Genomic DNA, 17,738 nt, shown 5'->3' on the forward strand with positions numbered 1-17,738 from the left:
CAAGGTCATGTCCGAAATTCAAAACAACTCAAGACAAGCAAAGAGAAGCCACAACAAACAAAAATGATAACCACCACAAACCCACCTGCATCAGCCGCCTGAACAGCCTAAACGTCCCATCATGGCCGCCACACGAAAACGACGGCACACCTCTTGCAGATGCTCTGGCCACGGATGAAAACCTCGGGTAGCCTCCCTAACCCGAACTCCATAAATAGCCCACAGTGCGTCCGCCGAAAATCGCTTGAATCCGCGGGCAGAGTCATGCGGAACAGGAGGTGAATGGCCGTGATGACCCTGCACAAATTGTCCGTCGGTGACGGCTACACCTACCTGACCCGGCACGTCGCGGGCGGCGACTGCGACCCCGTCCCCGGCGCGGATCCGGCCGCCTACTACACCGCGCACGGCAACCCGCCTGGCCGCTGGTCCGGGCGCGGCATTACCGCGCTCGGGCTGTCCGGTGAGGTGACCGAGACGCAGATGCGGCACCTGTTCGGCTCCGGCATGCACCCGGACGCCGACCGGATCATCGAGGACTACCTGCGCAAGCACACCCGCGCCGGCATGACCGAGGAACAAGTCGAGAAGCTGTCCTTGGCGGCGCTGCGCGCCGCGACCCTCGGCCGCCGCTTCCCGGTTTACGCCACCCTCGAACACTTCGACGAGCGGGTCGCCGCGCGTCTCGCGGTCATCGAGACCGAGACCGGGCGCGACGCGACGCAGGCCGAGATCGGCAAGGTCCGCAGCGAAGAGGCGCGCCGTGCGCGGGGCGGCGTCGCGGGTTATGACCTGGTGTTCACCCCGGTCAAATCGTTGGTCCTGCTGTGGGCATTGGACGAGCGGCAGTGGGTCCGTGCCGCCGTCCGACAGGCGCACGAACGCGCCCGCGACGCCGCCCTCGCACTGCTGGAGGAACACGCGGCGTTCACCCGCACCGGCGACGTGGGGCAGGCGCAGATCGCCACGAAGGGCCTGATCTACACGCTGTTCGACCACTACGACTCCCGCGACGGGGACCCGAACCTGCACACCCACGTCGCCATCTCCAACAAGATCCAAGGTGTCGATGGTGGGTGGCGCAGCGTCGACGGCCGCGCGCTCTTCCGCATCGGTGTCGCCGCCTCGGAGCACTACAACTCGACCGTCGAAACCCTGGCCAGCCAGTTGCTCGGTGTCGAGTTCGAGACCCGCGCGGACACCGTCGGCAAGCGGTATCCGGTCCGCGAGGTCGCCGGGATTCCCTTGGAATGGATTCGGTCGTTCTCGTCACGGCGCACGCAGATCGAGGACCGCTACGAAGACCTGATCGTCGAATACCGGCGCGCCCACGGCCACGACCCCGACTATCAGGCCGCGTTCAAGCTGGCCGAACGCGCGAACCTCGACACCCGCGGCCCCAAACAACACCCTCGGACCCTCGCCGAGCTCCGCGCGCAGTGGACCGCCCAGCTGATCGCCGAACACGGGCGCCGCGCCGGCCGCACACTCCGCGACGTGATCACCGCACGCGGTCCGGCCGAAGTGACGGCGCGGCTGTCCAGCACCTTGTTGCCGGAGGAGATCGGCACGCTCGCCGGCCTGGCGGTCGGGCACGCGGAGATATCACGGTCGACGTGGACCGTGTGGAACCTGCGCGCCGAGGCCGACCGGATGCTGCGCCGCCCGCCGCAGTCGCTGTTCCCCGACGGCATCACCTTCGCTGATCCCGAAGCCCGAAAAGCTCTGCTGGAACAGGTCGTCGACGCCGCCGTTGAGCAGTCCGTGCCCGTCACGATGCAGCCCCCGCTGACCGAGCCAGCCGTGTTGCGGCGCCCGGACGGCGAGTCGGTGTTCGTGGAACACGGCGCCGCCCGCTACACCAGCCGGGCGATCCTCGACGCCGAGGAGCGCCTCCTGGACGCCGCCCGAACCCCGGTCGCCGACGCCCCGGCGACCGCGGCGGTGCACGCGTTGCTCGACAGGTTCGAGACCGCCACCGGCACCCGCCTCGACCCGGGGCAGCGGGCCATGGTCACCGTGTTCGCGACCGACCCGCACCTGATCACCGTCGGGCTCGGCCCCGCCGGGGCGGGCAAGACCACCACGATGCGCGCCTACCAGTACGTCGTGCACCAGCAGCACCGCCGCCTCATTCCCCTGGCCACCTCCGCTTCGGCGGCGGCCGTGCTGTCCGCCGATCTCGGCGGTACGCAGGCGGAGAATGTGCACAAATTCGTGTACGAGCATTTCACCAACGGCCAGCGCGAACCCGACCGCCACGGCCGGATCCCCGCCCACCGCCGCTTCTACCAGGTGAACGCAGGTGACGTGATTTTGGTCGACGAAGCCGGCCTCGCGGGCACCCGCAACCTCGACACCCTGCGCGACATCGCCCACCGGTACGGCGCCACCATCCGCCTGTTGGGTGACCACCGGCAGCTGTCCGCCGTCGAATCCGGCGGCGCGCTGCGCCTCCTATCCACCGAGGTCGGTGCCGTGGAGCTGACCGAGCTGCACCGCTTCACCAACCCCGCCGAGGCCGACACCACCCGCCGGCTCCGCGAGGGCGACACCACCGCCCTCGACTACTACCAGCAGCACAACCGCCTGGCCGGTGGGTCGGCGGAGGCCATGCTGGAACAGGCATACACCGCCTGGCACACCGACATGACCCGCGGTTTGCGCACCCTGCTGCTCGCCTCCACCAGCGCCGGTGTCACCGACCTGTCCGCGCGGGCCCGCGCGGACCGGGTCGCCGCCGGGCAGGTCGCGGCTGAGGGCACACCCTTGCACGACGGCACCTGCGCCGGGCGCGGGGACTGGATCGTGACCCGCCGCAACCACCGGAAGCTGACCGTCAACCGGGGCAAGGACTGGGTGCGTAACGGCGACGCCTGGACCGTCACCCACCGGCTGAAGGACGGCTCGCTGAAGGTCCGCCACCACGGGCACGGCGGCACCCTCAACCTGCCTGCCGAGTACGTCGCCGCGCATGTCGAACTCGGTTACGCGACCACCGTGCACCGGGCACAAGGCGCCACCGTCGACACCGCCCACGCGCTGATCACCGCCGACATGACCCGGGAAACCCTGTACGTCGCGGCCACCCGCGCCCGGCAGCACACCACCCTTTACGCGGTCACGCACCGCATCCTGCCCCTCGCTGAGGACGCCCGGATGGACCGCACCGTGTACGACCGGCACGCCCGCGCCGCCCGGGAAATCCTCGAAACCGTCCTGGCCACCACCGGCGCCCAACTGTCAGCGACCGAGGCGATCGCGGCGGCCCGGAAGGACGCGCGGAGCCTCGCCACGATCCTGCCACGGCTGCGGCACGCCGCGGACAAGGCCGACACCGACCGGCTCCGCGGCCTGCTCAAGACGGTCCTGCGCGATGACGCGTGGGCGGTGTTGCGGGACCCGTCCTGGCCGACCGTCATCCGCACCCTGCGCACCGTCGAGGGCGACGGCTGGGACCTTCCGCAGGTCCTCGCCGCTACCGTCCGCCGCGGCCCCCTCGACCAGGCCGAATCGCCGGCCGAGCTATTAACCTGGCGGATCCAGGAACACGTCGACGGCCGGGCGCCCGTGGCCGCGTTGGCGCAGCCCACGCTGCAGGACGCCGCCCGTTACGCGGACCTGCTGCGCGGCAAGAGCCACGGCAAGGAGGTTCTGGACCCGGCCGAGGCGGTCAAACCGCCGCGGCTGCTGCACACCGACCCGCACACCGACCGCACCGACTACCCCAAGATCGTGCGAACGATCTTCGCCGACGACGCCGACCGGGTCCTCGCGGAACCGGCGTGGCCGGCGCTGCGCAGCGCGATCGCCCGCGCCGAACACGCCGGGCACCACCCCGTGATCGTCACCCTCACCGCCTCGTTGTCCCGGCCCATGACCGGGGTCCGGTCCACGTCCCAAGTCCTGGCCTGGCGCATCAACCAGCATCTCCAGCAAGCGCCCGCCCCGGCCGAACCGGGCGGTGTCGACGCGTGGCGGGCCCTGGCCTGGACCCTCAAAGCCGCCGAAAACCACGGCCAACCCGCCGAGCTGCTCCTCGCCGGTGTCCAGCCCAGCCGCGACCTCGACGTCATCCGGGGCCGCATCCACCACTACACCCGGCCTGCCCCGGCCGCCGGGGCTTTGCCGTGGCTGCCCGCGAACCCGCCGGCGACTTCGGCGCAGTACGCGGCGTACCTCGGCGACGCCGATACCCTCGTCCAGCAGCGCCGCCACGAACTCACCATGCAAGCCCTCGCGGATCGTCCCGCGTGGCTGGCCGGGCTCGGCGAACGCCCCACCACCGACGGCAAACAGCTCGCCGCGTGGCTGCGCCACGTCGGGATCGTGGCCGCCTACCGCGACCAACACCAGCTCACCACCGACGACCCCACCCAGCCGTTGGGCGCCTACCAGAGCGCCGACAACGCCGGGCACCGCGCCTACCTGCACGCCGCAAACGCGGTCCTCGCCGCCCGCCACCCCCACACCCGTCCCGTGGATTCCACGACGGCCCGGATCAGCGCAGACCTGTACCTCTCCCTGCCCGACAACGACCGCGACAGCATCACCGCTGCCATCGCCGGGCGGCTCGGCAACGACTGGCTCGGCCACCACCGCAGCGACGCCGACGCCCTCATCGCCGCCCCGCTCTACGCCACCGCCCTTCACGCCGAACTCGTGCACCGCGGCCTGATGCACCCCAACCCAGAACCCCCGGCGCCTGGGCCGACATCGCCCGCCCCGTCGGAATCTGCCGTCGTCCGACCGATTGCCCCGCGAATGTCCAGTCAACCCCCGATGGAGCAGCCGCCCGTGGAGTACGGCCACGACATCGAGATCACCCAGTAGACAGCCGCGGCGATCACGTCCCGGCAGGGCAGAAGAGGAAGGCTTCGGCGACATCGTCGAGAGGCTCACGCTCAGAGACGAGCGACCACGACCGACATTACTTGGTTGTGGGCCGGTAGCTCCTTGCGCGAGGCGCCCTACCCTTGCGCAGGCCGCCGGGTCGGGGGAGTCGCCGTACCTGCAGGCGCGCCACCATCTCACGCGGTCGACGCTTGGACCTCAAGGTCGATGGACAACTGTCGTGCGAGCCGAGACCGTCGGTCATTGGACGATTGGCCTGCAATGCCGCGACCGCGACAAGCGGGTCACGCGGCTGGACTGGCAACTCGGGGATGGTCTCCGGCAGACTGCATCGAACGAACCTAGCGAGGTCGCACGACAACAGCTTGGGTCGAGCAACTCAACGACTGTCTGGGCAACTTGGGGTTCGCGCCGCCCTGCACCGGGCTCTGGATCTCCGTGGCACTGGGCTCATGCGGCCCGCTAATGGCCAGACCGGTCACGGATGCAGTTCCAGTAGCTTGGTAGACCTGGCGGGTCTCCTCCAGTGGCGGTGGCGGCCACACGCGGGACGTGCTCGGAGAACGGAGGGAAATGTACACCCCGTTGGTGATTTTCGACCTTGGAGGCACGCTAGTCTCCGGGCCAGCACAGGGGCCTGCCGACGAAATGGCAAGCCGGCTGGGGCTTTCCCGTGCACACAAACGAGACCTATTTGCGGCTCTAATGGCGACTCCCTTCGCTGCGCCGTCGGAGGTGGCCGGATTTCTAGACAATCTTGCGGGCAGGCGCTCCCAGGTCACCGAGGATGTCGTCGCCGAGGTCTGGGCAAGGCAGACTGAAGTTGCTGAGCCAATCAGGGAGGCACGGAGCATACTGGAATCTCTCCAGTCTCATCGCTTGCGGTTTGCCGTGATTTCGAACATCTGGCCTCCATTCCTTCAATCGGTCAGGGTGCATTTCGGCGATTTCCTGGATGAGTGCGTCGATCCGGATCTCCAACTCTTCTCATTTCGGGTGGGCTTCCCGAAACCATCGACAGTCATGTTCCGCCAAGCACTGGAAATTGCTGGAACGAAGCCAGCGGAGTCTGTCATGATCGGGGACTCCTACGTCGATGATATGGCGCCATCGGCAGAGCTCGGCATTCGTACTATCTGGCTACTGCATCGCCCGCACCGTGAGGTCGAGTCGCTCGCTGCCGTCATCAACGGAGATAGACCGCGTCCCAGCCAGACGCTCGTTTCGATCGACGAGCTTGATGCAGGCTTGATCGAGGCGGTGCTAGCCGGTCAGTCTCACAGGTAGTCTCCTCCTTGGCCGCCGACGTCACCAAATCCGGAGGTTAGGTCTCGGAAGTACCGGCGATAGAGGAGCGAACCGCCGAGGTTGCGTAGTTTTTCCCGCGCCTGAGGACTTAGGGCCTGAAGGTCATCGTCGGTGACGGCGCGTGCATTATACTTGAATCGATTGTCAACCGACTGGGTGACCTGTGTGTCGCTCGTGCACTGCCATTCGTAGGTTCCGAACGGGTGAGCATAATAGGGCTGATTCGGTTCCCCGATGACTGCGACGGCCGCCAATTCCCGGCGGTGATTCCAAACACTGTTGACCACTCTGTGGTTGCCGTCACACAGGAGGAACTCGCGGCCGTCGTCGGATTCACAGTCTTCCCAGGCGACCTGTTCGATGATCGGTGGCGTTATTGATACCAGATTGGTGGCAGGACCCTTCCGGGCTCGGACATAGCCCCACGGGTCATATTCGGCACGTGTGAGGCGTTGATAGATCTCCTCCGCACGATCGATTCCTGGCGACCGGACATACCGCTGGACCGGCCGGAGGACGCCAAGCTCGCGTCTATCGTCAGCGTTCAAAACCAGGATAGCATCGCGCCGTCGCGAGCCGTGCGGCCCCCGCACTAGCACGACGCGACGGATCTCCTTGCCGGCATACACACTCTGCCCAAACAGATCTGACCGAAGGTCATAGGTTACGTTGATGAGCGCCGCGCACGTATCGGCGAACGAGTGTGTCTCTTCGACAATTAGCTCCCGATGCTCCGAAGCGTTTGCCCCTTCCAGGACCAATTCCGCCGGATAGCTGCCGTCGGCCAGTCGCTTCGCATTGAGGACGCTGTCGACCCAACGCATCACATCTGCGTTGCGAGCGGTGATTGCAGGCGAACGGGTCCACGGGCCGGTTGATTCGTCCGATGCAGCGATCGGCCACCAGATCGCGCCCGGAGGGATCTTGAACGTGCACCGGACGTCCTGGTCGTATGTGTCCTCGAGTTCGACACTCGGCTCCCACCGCAGCCCGGCACCACCCTGCTCAATCGCCTCGATGGGTGCACAGCTTGGTAGGCTCGACAGCTGCAGATCGGGACGTATCGCGGGCAGCGCGTTTAGCCAGCTCCGAATCCGCGCGGCGTCGTCATTAACCGCGCCTTCAGGCTCGCTAGCCTCGACCAAGGGCAAAATCGTCAGTAAGTGGTATTCGTACTCAGTGACCTGTCCCGTTGTGGGAGAAATCTTCAGCCGTCTCATAGTGCTGACCTCGCGAAGCGTATCATCCCAGATTGGTCGTTCCGGGTCGTTGTCCTCATCGAGGATACGCTCTACCGCCTCTTCGAGGCGCTTGGCGTCGCGCGCCTTATCGAGGTCGCCTGCCTGGTCTGTTACCTGCCTTACCACATCGTCGCGCAGATGCTCGAGCAGGTCGCGGACACTGGTGAAGGCGGGTAACAATATTGAGTTCCAGTCGGCCAGACGCGGCGGACCTAACGGTGTGTGGTGGCTCATCAACATTTCATACTCCGAACCGTTGCCCTGCTTTCGGAGTAGCAGAAGAAGGTTATAGCGGACGAACCGACCGACGCGCATCCTCGGAATTGTGCCGTCTGCGAATGTCAAGGGAGCGTAGCCGTCCAGCTCCCAGACCTGGTCGCAGTAGCGCTCGAAGCGATCGATCTCCGTCTGTAGATGCGCAGGATTATCCGCTCGCTCGCGTTCGTCGGCGATTAGTTTCTTGATCTTGGTGTGAAGCCGCTGCTCTGCAGCGGAGACTCGGGATGCGGAGGCGAGGCTGCGTATGACTTGCGTCTGACGCGGTTCGCCGGTCGCGTCTGGATCGTTGTAGGCGTAGCCGATCTCGGCCTCGCCCCGCCAAATGTTGATGCGGAGGTGTGCCAAGCCGGAGGTGAGGCGCTCGGCGACTGGTTCGAACGAGGGGCACGCGACTATGCTGATCTCGCTCACGGTCCGGCCGGGCTCGACCGGTATGGTCATCAGCGAGTGGACCTCTCGGGCCCGCATGTGGGTGTTGATTATGAGGCTGATTCGGCTCCCAGTGCAATGGTGAAGCAGACCGAAAGCGTTCAGTGACCCCTGATGGAAGTTCCGCGGTGAACGGTCAGACACGCCCTCGACCAAGTGATCCTCAATGGGCAGCAAGCTGTGGTGCGTCACTGCAATTACGTACAACGGCGCACTGGAGGCGACGCCTTCGGCCAGCGCCCTGACTAGGTCCCGAGCGCGGTCAAGCTGAGCGACGGCAACTTGCCCGTGGTCGCCCATCGAACGGTCGTGGTAGTAAGCATCGTTGGAATCGAAGCCAATGACGGCCACGTAGGCATCGGCCGAAGCCGTTTTGCCCTCCTGTATAAGGCGCACCCTCGAGATCACAGCCACTGGTTCTAGCCGGGGTTCCTCAGCTGTATTGAGAATGAATGACGGGAAAAGGCTTTCATAATAGGGGTAATGTCCGTCGAAATGGCCCTGAACGTCGACGCTCCCTGGAACACTCAGAAATTGGTCGGCGTCTGCGGTGATCGCCCCGAAAAGGGGGGCCCAGAGGTCAGCCTTACGTTCTGGTGGGTCGACTACCAGGCCACCGCAATTGATCAGAATATCGCTCTTCCGGTTTCGTGGTACTAGGGGCTCCCTCAAACGCCGGAAACGTTCGAGGGTCTCTTTGACCAGCGAGTCGGTGTCCCCGCCGTGGGTTAGAGTAAGATCGCCAATCAAGTCAATGTCCAGATAAGGATCCTCCTGCGGCACCTCGACCGTTCTGATGTATCGCTCATCGCGAGCCCGCACCGCCTCGACAACGGACGAATCGATAGACCACATCGATGCTCCTCAGGGCCGCAAATGACCCGGGTTTGACTGGCGGCGTACCGTCTGCACCCCTGGAAAAATCGCATTGAAGTCCCGAAATAGAGACCGGTACTGGCCCGGAATGCGATATTCCTTCTTTTGGAAACTCTCGGGAAGCTCGTCGAGTTGTTGGACATCGGCCCAACCATTTCGGAGCGCAAAGGCATAATACGGGAGCTCTGCCGGAACTCCGCGTATCACGACCACGGAGATGGGTAGGCCAGCGCAACGGGCGGCGAAGACGCGGTGGATGCCGTCGTTGATTATCAGGACGGTCCTACCATCCGGCTCGAGTGATTCCTCAATGATTGGAGGGATGACGGGTATCCGGTCCTCCTGTTCATTAGTTTGCACGAAGACGCCGCCGTTCAGTGCGAAGATATCCTGCCCACGGGCCATTAGTGCTGCGCGCAACTCCGTGATCTTGCTGATAGTCGGTCGCAGCACATATCGCTGCGCCGGCGCGAGCAACTCCGTGTCCATCACCTCGAGGGAGATCCTTGCGTCTGCATACGGTCGGATGCCGTCGAAGCCCTGCAGTCGAGTGGTGGCGAGCGCTTTAAGGAGATAGTCGGGTCCGAAACTCTCTAATGATTTAATCTGCAAAGGAGTTCCCTTCTCTCAGACAGGTAGGCGAACGTTATGTATCATCCCAACGTGCGGGACTTGGGCGCGTGCCGCGGTCCCGCAATTCGTTCTCTGCTCGTTCCAGCTGACGGCCCACCCAAATAGCGTGCGAAACTAAGCTTACGGCGTGATCACTGATAATCTGGCGCTCGATGATCGCAGCGCGCTTCGCGCGGTACTGCTTAAGAAGCAGCCCGTCGTAGCGATGCTCGGCGACGATACTGTCCTCATCGGCCTTGATAACGAAGTATCCGTTGGGATCGGCGCGCAGGACATGCCGGCCGGTGTCAGGATCGAGATCGTCGTCGGTGTCCCAGTCGTTGGCGATTGCGCGACCCAGCGGGTAGCGGGAGCTGCTCGGGTCGATGCCGAGGCTGTGACTCAAGACCGTGATTGGACCGATCGGAAGACCGACGCTCTCGGCAACGTAACTCTGGATCGCCATTAAACCGTATATGTTCTGGATCCAGGCAATGAGCAGGTTGTGCGCGCGATAGGTCGCCGACAACGTGAGGTGCTCCTCCGATACGCGGAAAAACAGTGTGGTGAGGCATGGTACGGATCCCGCGTCCTCTAAGTCTACCTTGGTGTCCCACAGGTCGACATACGCGTGCCGGCTGTGTGGATCTGCCGCCAGCAGATCAGCGGCGGCCCGTAGGGCATCGTAGGCAGGGCGGCCATCGCCGATGTATCCGCGCATGCGATTTCCGTATGTGTAGGTGACCCCCGCCGGGAGGCCTGACCGCAGCATGTCGCGTTGGTAAGCCAATAGGCGGTCAAGCTCGAACCCGTACTGCGCGAGCGCCTCCACCCGTTCCACTACCGGGTGTGTGACGACGGCTTTGACGTTGAGCAGCTCCAGGCGTGTTCCGCTGCCTACAGGCACAGGACGGCCGAACCGCATCACCCGGGTCACCAGCTCCCGCCAGCACTCCAAGGGTCGCGCGCGGGAAACCTCGTGCGAATGGGCCGACGACGGCCGGACGGCAAACTCGGCCGGAGTCGTGGGCGAATGCATGACGCGGATCCGGTCCGACTCACCCGGCGTTGGCGCCCTGGGTAGACCTTCGAGGTAGTCGATCAGCTCCTCAGCTAGGCGAGGGTCGCTGAAATCGCCGAATGCGCGAAACGTTATCTGGGAGCGGAGGCGCTCGGCTGGAAAGTCGGAGCCAGTCGGGAAGTAGCGGCTGGTACCCGTGATTCGCGTTAGCCGGGTTCCGAGCAGGTCAGTCTCCTCTAGACCGTGGTCAAGGAACGCCTGCAGCTCGTCGGTCGTCGTTTGCCCGAGACGCTGCCCAAGGGCGACCAGGTAGCGAATCTGCGGATTGTAGAGCAGATTGCAGAACATGGCGTACATGCCGTCGCCGTACAGGTTGGCAACGACCGCTATCCTGCTGCGGCCAGGGTCGAGCAGGTCCGCAGAAATCGACGCCAGCCGACGCTCAGCCACGGGCAGCTGCGTCCACAAGGTAATGATGCCGACGTCGCCGGTCATATTCACGAGGCGGAGACGTTCTGGGTAGTAAAGCGCCTCGAATCGGAGTTCACTCATGGTCGCCGCCCCCCGGTCGGCGCAGCAGCTCTGGCAATGCGTCTCGCACCTGCAGTGTCAGGAGCCCCATATCGCAGCCGACCCCCAGGGTCCGATGGTCGACCCATGCCAGCGCCAGGACCTTGCTTCCAGTGCCGATGGTCACCTCGTCATCCCAGGTCACCGATGGGGCCGCGTACGACATGACGCCGACGCGGATGTGGTCGCCCGCAGCGATCGCGACTCGTAGCCGACCGAGCAGCGGCCCGGAGCCAACCGCTGCCATCGCCCTTGCGCTTGGGCCAGGGCTGATCGGCAGCTCACCGATACACGTGCCATCGTGCCGATTCCAGACCGCGGCTCGGCCATCGTCAGCGGCAACCAACAAGACCTGCCGTCCGGCCAGCTCGGCGGTTACAAGGGCGGACACTCCGGTGCGGTGTGCAGACCACTGCGTTGGACTCTGCCTACCCGTCGCCATGTCCCACGCGTGCACGCCACCCTTGTCGCCAACGAATACGGTTGCGCGGTCCTGGGCCAAGTCGATTGCGATGCTCCGGACCTGCCCGCTCACCCCGTCGGCCAGCAGCGTTCCAGTTTCGACGGCCAGGTGCCAACGACGTAGGACGCCGCCGTTGTCTCCGGACACCGCGTAAGCGACGTCTTGCGAACGGTGGTCCAGCGCGATCGCGCCGACTCGCTCACGGTGCCCGGACAGGGCAGCCGTGTAATGCGTTCGTTGGACGCCGGATCCCCATCGCCACTCCCAGACACGCACCGTGTGGTCGTCGCCGCCGGATACGATCAGCGCATTGGCTGGGCTCGTGACCTTCGCGGCTACAGCGCGAACCCGATCCTTGTGACCGAGCAGAGGATCACCGATCGCCTGGCCGGTCCGCGCCTGCCAGCATCGGATGCTCCGGTCGGCGCCGGCCGAGATCAGTACCAACTCGGAGGACGAGCGATCGAGCGGAATCTCCAACGCGGTCACAGCGTGGACGGCGCTGGCGTGGCGGGGCCGCGCATAGTTAACAAGCTCAGCGCTGCCCTGACGCCAAACGTGAACGACACCGTCGCCGCCACCTGAAATCGCCAGGCCACCGGAATCCCCGTCGTTGTCTTGATGTACGGCGAGGGCCCTCACCTCGCGGTGGTGCTTGTCGAACACCTCGCCGATGGCCTCGCCGGTCCTGACGTCCCACCTTCGGACCAAGGCGTCGTCACCCGCGGAAAGAACTACGGTTCGGTGATCGAGGTGGGTCGTCGCAAGCGCCCGCACCGGTGTGGGACCATGCCGGAGTGTCACGCCGGTCTCTACGCGCGACACCAGATGCCACAGTCTGATCAAGCCGTCATCGCCGGCGGACCCAACCACCTCCACGCCATCCAGCGTCATGACGGTCAGGGCGCGGACCGGTCCGCCGTGGTCGTACGAACCCCGCAGTCCGCCTGCCTTGAGGTCCCAGATCAGCACGTGGCCGCCGTCGCCGCCCGCTAGCACGACTGGCGACTCCGGTGAACCGGCTACAACCAAGGCCCGAAGAGGCTGGTCGCTGGGGTCGAGCAGCTCGCCGATCTGCTGACGTGTGCGGAGGCTCCAGAGCCGTACACGGGCGTCGCGCCCTGCGGTGATGACGGTAACGTCGCCATCCTGCGGGGCCACCGCGACCGCGCCAACCCACCCGATGTGCCCAATCAAGGGTGCGCCGTATGCCAATCCCGTGTCGACATCCCAAACGCGCACCCCGTCGCCGCCCGCGGACACCACAACTGTTTGGCCATCCAGGTGGGCAAACGCGACGCCGCCGATCCAATCGCCGTGTCCGATCAATGCGCGACAGGCCGGCTCACCGGTGGCCAGATCCCAGACACGGACCGATCGATCGTTGCCTGCTGTTGCCAGTAGGGTTCGAGGCGTAGCCGGGTTGGCTGAGTCGGCAACCCTCTCACCGGCATGCCGTACGACGGTGACGGCGGCGCAGCGGACAAGGCGGTTGTGTCCGACGAAAGGCGCCTCGGCGGGCGGATTTTTCTCCGCGTTCCAAATGCGAACCGTCCCGTCGTTGCACCCCGAAACCACGCGTGGGGTGCCGTCGACCGTAACCCAGCCAACTACTGCGATGCGTGCCTCATGCCCGACTAGCGGGGCGTGCGACGGTTCTCGCGAAGTTAGGTCCCACAGGCGCACGATCCTGTCGTCCCCGGCGGAGGCCATCACCGGGGGTCCGTGCCGGCCTTCGACGGCCAGTGTGCGAACGTAGTCCAACTGGAGGCCACTGGTCTTGATCGATGCAATGCATTCCCATGCTGGATATGCCAGGATGTCGACCTGGTTCGACTTGCCCGCAGCTAGCAGCGCTGTGCCTTCATCCGACGTAGCGAATGCGAGCGCTAGAATCCCGAAGGACTGGTGCCGTCGTCGAACACCGGCCGAAGGATCTTTCTTGCGGAGGTCCCAAAGGGCTAGCTGCCCGTGGTCATCTCCCGCCGCAACGACGGCCGCGCCATCGATCTCGGCCACGGCAATTGCCGTCACTGGAGTCTGGGTCAGCGAAAGAGTGATGGCCAGCTCGTTGTGGTTGACGTTCCAGACCGTCACAATTCCCGCTGCGCTAGCCGCGACGACCAATGGCTCCACGCCGGCCAGGGCGGCGAGCGCGGTGACATCGTCTGCGTGGCCGAGCGACGTCGCGTGCCGTTCGTCGAGTGGATCCCAGAGCCAGAGCGTGCCGTCCTGGTCGGCTGCCACGACGGTCGTCCGGCCTGCCAGGCGCAGGAATGTGATGGCGCGCGGCTCGCCCGATCCTGGAACCCTGGCCTCAGTGATCACCTTGCCGGTGGAGGGGTCCCAGACAACTGTCGCGCCGCTGGCATCTATCGAGATCAGCTGGACCCCGTCGGCCGCCACCGCCTCATGGACAGCGATTAGGCGGTGCCGGTGGCCGGTCAAAGTGAGGTGTGGCTGGTCGGGACGCCAGGCAGCCCACAGCGGCAGCCAGGAGGGCCCGGGTCCGTGCCGACTCGGGTCTTCGGCAAGCATTGGTGCATACCCGTCGATGACGCGCTTCGCCAGCCCATCTGCACCGATCTGTAGTGCAGCGAGACCGAGGTTGCTGATCCGCTCCCGTTCCGGGCTGCTACGCAGCCGCGGTAGCGCGCGTCTGTAGGCGTCCGCCGATGCCCGCGCCACGTTGGATGTCGTCGCGCTCAGCGCCTCCAGCAGCTCCAACGGTTCAGCATTGACCAGGAAGTCCGGGTCGACCGCGAGTTTGTCGATCACGGCGCCTGCGGCAGCGTGGCTGGCGAGGTGTTCCCGGAGGTACGGGTGAGCGCCCGCCCAGTTCAGCCGGCCGTCCGGCAGCCGGTCGACCATTCGCAACAGTGCATCTGCAATGGATCGCTGGTCGTTCGACTCATCGCGATCAACAAGAAGGTGTTCAGCAAGCGCGCGATGGGCCAAGGCGTAGTACGGGTCGCCGTTCTCGGCCTCGCGGAGGTATGACGAGGCGTGATCGCGTACCGTTCTTAGCTCCTGGGCCAGATCGGTGTGCCTGGAGTCAGGTGCGAGCGCCTCGACCAGGGCTGGCCAGATGTTGGAGAAGGGCAGCCCGCGCCCTTGTGCATACGCAAGTGGCCGGAGCAGTTCCATGACGTCGCCGGAGAAGTTGTATTTGCGCAGATCGGTTTCCATCGCTGCGCCGGCGCTGCGGGGGACACTCGATCGCCAGTGTGGATCATGGGGATCCGGAGCCTCAGCGCGCGCTGCCTGGGCATCTGCGGCGGCTTTCGCTACGATGAAGGAACCCTGCGAGAGGCCCCAGAGTTCGTCAATGATTTGCCTTCGGTCCGCGTTGTCGGTCTGCGCATACCAGGCCGCTCGCTTCAGACGCCGGTCGATCAACGTACGCATTGCGATGTCGTCGAGGTAGTCGCCGTCCAGGTCGATCTCCAGGACCGCGTCCCGTCCTAGTAAGTCGACCACGCTGCGGAGTGCCCGCATTCGGCCGCCGAGAAGCAGACGGATCGCCCCCCGGCCGCCGCGGGCCAGCGGCAGGATGACCTGTTCGACGACCGCGGACGGGCTGGTTGCCTCGTCAATTGCGTCGATTAGTACGGTCAACGGCCGATCTTGTAGAGGGAGACTTCGAAGGAGGAGCGGGACACGATCCTCTCTTTCCTCGTTCGGGTTGCCGATGTCTGCACGTCTCAGTCCGGCGATCCGCTCGATAACTTCACCCGCTGGTCGCTTCCCGAGGTGGATGACGATGTCGATGGGGTTCTTCGGTGGGACGAGTTGTCCTCCACCGTTGGACGGCAACTCCGGCCGCAGGGTGGGATCGGCAATCTTCAAAAGCGTCCCGAGCACAGCGGTCTTGCCTGATCCGATGTTGCCGCTTACTAGGGCTGGGCGACCGTCGCTTGACGTGTCCAGCCATTCCGTGAGGCGGGTCAACGCGCTGGAACGGCCGACAAAGCCCTCGGCCGCTGGCAGGAAAACGCCATCGAGGTCTGCCGACATGTCGGTGCGGGCTATTGCCTCCCTCAGATCCATGCGCTCTTCCCAGTGGGCATCGCGAAGAAACTCAGGAGGCCCGCCGTTCCACAGCGTAAAGATCCTAGGTTGAATCTTCTCGCCCTCGTGCGTCTGGCTTTCCTGCATGGCCGCCATGACCGCCTCCACCGTGACCGACCTGGTCTGGCCTCGCGTGGGCCACGCCTTGAGGACGGCCTCCCGGAACGCCTTGGTGAACGCGCCGGCTTTGGCCAGTTGGATGCCCAGACACGAACTGATCACCGTAACGCCCACGCCAACGGTTCGCTCGGCGTCGGACCTCTGCTCGTCCACCTGCTGAATGGCATCACTGAGGAATTCGGCCGCGCCCGCACCCGAGTAGCAGGTGTCGAGAATGAGCAGCAGCCGTCGGACTCGAGCCTCACTGCTTACCATGACGTCGACCAGCTCAGGGATCTTGATGTAGGTGCGCGGTCGCCGCGTCGGATCGGCGTCGGACGCTAGCAGCAGATAGCGATCCGCGCCTAGCCTCCCGAGCAGCTGTATTTCAGCGTGCGCGGCGATGTAAACAACGACGTAATCGTGCGGGGTCACGTCGCGCAGGTGTTCTTCGAGCGCGTCCTTCAGTTCGTTCGCCGTCAGCCGCAGACCACCGAGGACCGTGTGCGTGTAGCCCATGCGCTTATGAAATACGTCAGCGATACGTTCGACGTCCTCGGCCAGTTGGGGCCGATTCCACGAGCCTGCGCCCTCGGGCGAATGATCGTACTTTCCGATGGCTGCGGTTAGCAGCAGGCGCCTGCCCTCCGCCTCGTCGTCCGATCCAGTCATGAACTTCGGGTCCCCCCAACCAAGCCGCGCAGAATCCCTTCCCCACATTCCCGCGAACTTAGGTAAGGCTCGATATCATGCGCCTTTACCCCATGTTTAACGAGCCAGGATTCGACCCGTGACCCGAAGCGAACGCTCAGATTCTTCTCTAGGGCGACGACGTCACCCTCGTCTGCTACGTTCACCCACGAGCTCACACCGCCGGGCCACCGTCCGATAGGGCCCCCGTTGCCATCGGGTTCGGGTGGCGGCCGGAGACGGTCGAAGATCAGACCCCGAATGCCGAGCGGTGAGCCCAGAGTGACGAACACTGAGACGGGCCCACCGCTGCCGAGCTGACACAATGCCTCGTATGCGACCACTGATCCCAACGAGTGTCCAATGACGACGCGGGTGTCTTCGTCGATGCACTCCACGACGCTGCGGACGGCCGTCCCCCGGACTTCCTCCTCTGTGAAGAACCGGCGAACCTGGACGAGATCGCCCAGCATGAGTCTGTCTGGGGCGCGGCTCTCGAAGTACCTTAGGCCGCTCAGCAGCCGGAGCATGCCCTGCACTGTGGTCGGCGTCCGGGTCAGTGTTTCGTCCGCCTGCCCGACCAGGCTAGGGTCGGTCCTCTGTGCCTCGGCGAACCAAAGCGCGAGCATCTCCCGTTCGTAGGTGGTCAAGTCCTCAGGGGTCACTATGGCATCGCCAACGCCGAGATGCTGCCCTGGCGCCCTGAAGGCGTCGCCGTAGAAGGCGTACTGTACGTCTGCGTCGGCCATTCCGTCCGCCGCCCGTCTCCCTTCCTCACCCGTCGCGCGAAGGCCGTCGCGCAACGCCGGCGTCCACTGCTGACGGAGCTGGTACGGACCCTTCAACTGCTGGCGGATGCCGTGCACGCAAACGACCTTGGCCATTGGTGCGAACCTTCCTTGAGTGTCCCCGGCTGTGCGTAACGCTATGTTGTCAATGTTGCCACTGCGGGTCATCTAATCGGATGTTCATGGCCTGATCGGCGGCGGCGACATCGCATCCGAGGGCGCGACGTACAGGTGCCGCCGTCGGAGGAAGTGAGGGTGAACCTCGCCCTGGGTGATTCCCGCGGGAGCCTGCCCAGGCCAAAGCAGCCAGCACCTGCGGTCGTGCTTGACTTGACCCGCATCGTCCGGATAGCGGTGTCAACCTAGCCCAACGGCCGATGCGGAGGTATCGCCAACCCACGTTCTACAATTCTGGCTGCATGAGGGCTGCCGAGTCG

General features: G+C 65.0%; 7 protein-coding genes. 2 read left to right on the forward strand and 5 right to left on the reverse strand.

All coding sequences use genetic code 11. From position 1 onward, the window contains the following. Nucleotides 1-291 precede the first annotated feature (291 nt). Nucleotides 292-4,833, forward strand: coding sequence for a MobF family relaxase (gene mobF / locus ACMCNO_RS12710; RefSeq protein WP_412749613.1), 4,542 nt, complete (start codon nucleotides 292-294; stop codon nucleotides 4,831-4,833). A gap of 594 nt (nucleotides 4,834-5,427) precedes the next feature. Continuing rightward, complete coding sequence (locus ACMCNO_RS12715; RefSeq protein WP_412749614.1) at nucleotides 5,428-6,141, forward strand: HAD family hydrolase; 714 nt, start codon at nucleotides 5,428-5,430, stop codon at nucleotides 6,139-6,141. On the opposite strand, the gene ACMCNO_RS12720 is transcribed toward ACMCNO_RS12715, so the two are convergent. From ACMCNO_RS12720 to ACMCNO_RS12740, 5 genes are read right to left on the reverse strand one after another with little or no spacing between them, the layout of a single operon-like run. Next, nucleotides 6,132-8,966 (reverse strand): hypothetical protein, encoded by a 2,835-nt coding sequence (locus ACMCNO_RS12720; RefSeq protein ID WP_412749615.1) that lies wholly within the window; start codon nucleotides 8,964-8,966, stop codon nucleotides 6,132-6,134. The two genes, ACMCNO_RS12715 and ACMCNO_RS12720, sit on opposite strands and share 10 nt — an antisense overlap. A gap of 9 nt (nucleotides 8,967-8,975) precedes the next feature. Further along, entirely contained in the window at nucleotides 8,976-9,599 is a 624-nt protein-coding gene (locus ACMCNO_RS12725; RefSeq protein ID WP_412749616.1) for a hypothetical protein, read from the reverse strand. Between the two features lie 34 nt (nucleotides 9,600-9,633). Continuing rightward, nucleotides 9,634-11,172: a thymidylate synthase gene (locus tag ACMCNO_RS12730; protein WP_412749617.1), complete on the reverse strand. Its 1,539-nt coding sequence runs from the start codon at nucleotides 11,170-11,172 to the stop codon at nucleotides 9,634-9,636. Further along, nucleotides 11,165-16,495 (reverse strand): hypothetical protein, encoded by a 5,331-nt coding sequence (locus ACMCNO_RS12735; protein WP_412749618.1) that lies wholly within the window; start codon nucleotides 16,493-16,495, stop codon nucleotides 11,165-11,167. The genes ACMCNO_RS12730 and ACMCNO_RS12735 overlap by 8 nt, the downstream gene beginning before the upstream one ends. After that, nucleotides 16,492-17,397: a hypothetical protein gene (locus tag ACMCNO_RS12740; RefSeq protein WP_412749619.1), complete on the reverse strand. Its 906-nt coding sequence runs from the start codon at nucleotides 17,395-17,397 to the stop codon at nucleotides 16,492-16,494. The genes ACMCNO_RS12735 and ACMCNO_RS12740 overlap by 4 nt, the downstream gene beginning before the upstream one ends. Between the last annotated feature and the right edge of the window lie 341 nt (nucleotides 17,398-17,738).

The organism is Krasilnikovia sp. M28-CT-15 (genome assembly GCF_047159595.1).
In the GTDB taxonomy this organism is placed as follows: domain Bacteria; phylum Actinomycetota; class Actinomycetes; order Mycobacteriales; family Micromonosporaceae; genus Actinoplanes.